General features: G+C 67.1%; 3 protein-coding genes. All 3 read right to left on the bottom strand.

The features are described from left to right. On the bottom strand, window positions 1–392 hold a 392-nt coding region (locus MJD61_03880; protein ID MCG8554416.1), incomplete at its 3' end, for an efflux RND transporter permease subunit. Window positions 393–517: 125 nt separating this feature from the next. Next, the gene (locus MJD61_03875; GenBank protein MCG8554415.1) at window positions 518–1,690 is read right to left on the bottom strand and encodes an efflux RND transporter periplasmic adaptor subunit; all 1,173 of its coding nucleotides are present in this window, start codon (window positions 1,688–1,690) and stop codon (window positions 518–520) included. Window positions 1,691–1,928: 238 nt separating this feature from the next. Continuing rightward, window positions 1,929–2,127 (bottom strand): glutathione peroxidase (locus MJD61_03870; GenBank protein ID MCG8554414.1); only part of this gene is annotated, 199 nt, incomplete at its 5' end.

Genomic DNA, 2,127 nt, shown 5'->3' with positions numbered 1-2,127 from the left:
GACTCGGCGCCGATCGGCAGCCGCACGCGGTCGAGCTTCTCTCGCACGTCGGCCATGGCACGTCCGATGGGCGTGCCCCAGGCGAAGTCGAGCACGACCTCGCTCTGTCCTTCGCGCGAGACCGACTCGAGCGAGACGACGCCGGGCACGCCACCGATCACCTCCTCGATGGGTCGGGTAACCAGCTCCTCGACCTCGGACGGGACCGTATTCGGATAGCTCGTCTGAACCGTGATGCTGGCGTAGGATAGGTTGGGGAGCAGCTCGACGGGCATCCGCAGCACGGCCACGCACCCAAACAAGGCCAGGGCCATGGTGATCATGGCCGTGGTCACGGGGCGGAGCACCAGGGCGCCGATCAGACCCGGAGCCAGCTTGCGACCAGCATTCATGGTGCTGCGTTACGGTCCGCCGCAGCGCGCCGAGCGTGAACGGTGCGGTTTCGGCCGAGCGGAGTCGAACGCCGGGGCGCGACCGCGCTTGGGTTCGTGGGCGCCGGGCCGGCCCGATTTCCCTTTCACGGTGTCTCCCGCTTGACGGCGCTTCGCAGCCGCTCCTGCCGGATCGCCTTGAGCTCCTTGTGCTCTACGGGCCGTATCGCAGTGCCTTCCGCCATTTCGTCTGCGTCCGCGACCACGATTCGATCGGGCTCGAGACCGCCGAGGACCTCCACGAAGCCGTTATCGCGCACACCCACCTGGATCGGCACGCGCTTGGTCCTGCCATCGACCACACCGTAGACATGGGGCGATCCATCGATCTCGAAAATGGCGGCCTTGGGAAGACTTGGAGCTGCCGGACGCGAGACGAGCACGACGGAAGCCTGCACGAAGGCTCCGGGCATCGCTTCCGCCGGGGGCTCGTCGATGCGCACCGTGACCTTCACGGTTCCGGTACGGCGATCGACAACGGGAGCGCGACGAAGCACGCGCGCCACGACTCTGGTCCTGCTCAGGAGGGCAAGCTCGACGGGCGCACCGATCGCTACCCTGCCAGCTTCCTCCTCGGGCACATGCAGGTCCAATTCGAGCGAGCGCAGGTCCTCGAGCTGAAACATCACGCTGCCGGCGTCGGCGCGGCCACCCACGTCGATCAAGCGACGGGTGACGGTGCCCGCGAACGGCGCTCGCACCGCCATCTCGCCCAGCTGATGGCGTGACAGCTTCGCCGAAGTTGCGGCGGATTCGGCTGTATACTGCTGCCGGGCTACTTCCTCCGGCGCCACCACCCCCAGCGACGCGACGCTGCGGAGCCGTTCGAGCTCTCTTTTGGCATTGTCGGCTGCCAAGCGATCCCGCTGCGCCAGGAGCTTGCTCGCCCGCGTGTCGAGCCGAGCCAGCACTTGTCCCGCCCGCACCTGGTCCCCTTCCTCGACAAGCAGTGATCGTACGATGCCTGGGCGTTCCGGACGAATCTCGACGCTTCTCAAGGCCCGCAGCGTACCGGAGCTGCGATGGCGCAGCGCCAGGTCGCGCGGCTCGGCGCGCAGCACCTTGATCAGCTGAGCCGATTCCTTGTTGCGTTGCTTGCGACCAGCACCTGCGCCGCGGCCCTGCCATTGACCTCGCCCGCGACGCCCGTCGGCTCCGGAATCATCGGAACAGCCAGGCGCAACCACGATCCAGCCAAGCGAAAGCGCGAACAGCAGCGGGCCACAAGCTACGAGCGCGGAGCTGCGGGACGGTCCCATGAGTCTGGGACACTAGCAGTTCCACGATCCGGGCGCCCATCCTTCTCGCGGCCTGGACCAGGATTTCCCGCGGCACCAGCGCCGCCCGGAGGCTCGGTCGTCCGGGCGCCGCAGGCCCCCGCCAGCATCGCACACACAACACCGATCAGGCGACGCTATGCGGACTTCGAAAACCACGGCGGCTCCAATGGCGGTACCGCACCCCCCGTCCTTGTGCCCCGGCGCCCTTTCAGCGCTCTTAGAGTAGTTCCTCGATGTGCTTGCCGATCTTGCTCGGCTCGTTGATGGGTGCGAAACGCTCCGCGACGCTGCCCTGCCGATCGACCAAGAACTTGGTGAAATTCCACTTGATCCGGCTGCCGAGCACGCCGCCCTTCTGGGCCTTGAGCCACGCATACAGCGGATGCGTGTTGGGTCCGTTGACCTCCAACTTGGCG

Source organism: Pseudomonadota bacterium (genome assembly GCA_022361155.1).
Taxonomy (GTDB): Bacteria; Myxococcota_A; Polyangia; order Polyangiales; family JAKSBK01; genus JAKSBK01.
This window is presented reverse-complemented; position numbering and strand designations above follow the sequence as displayed.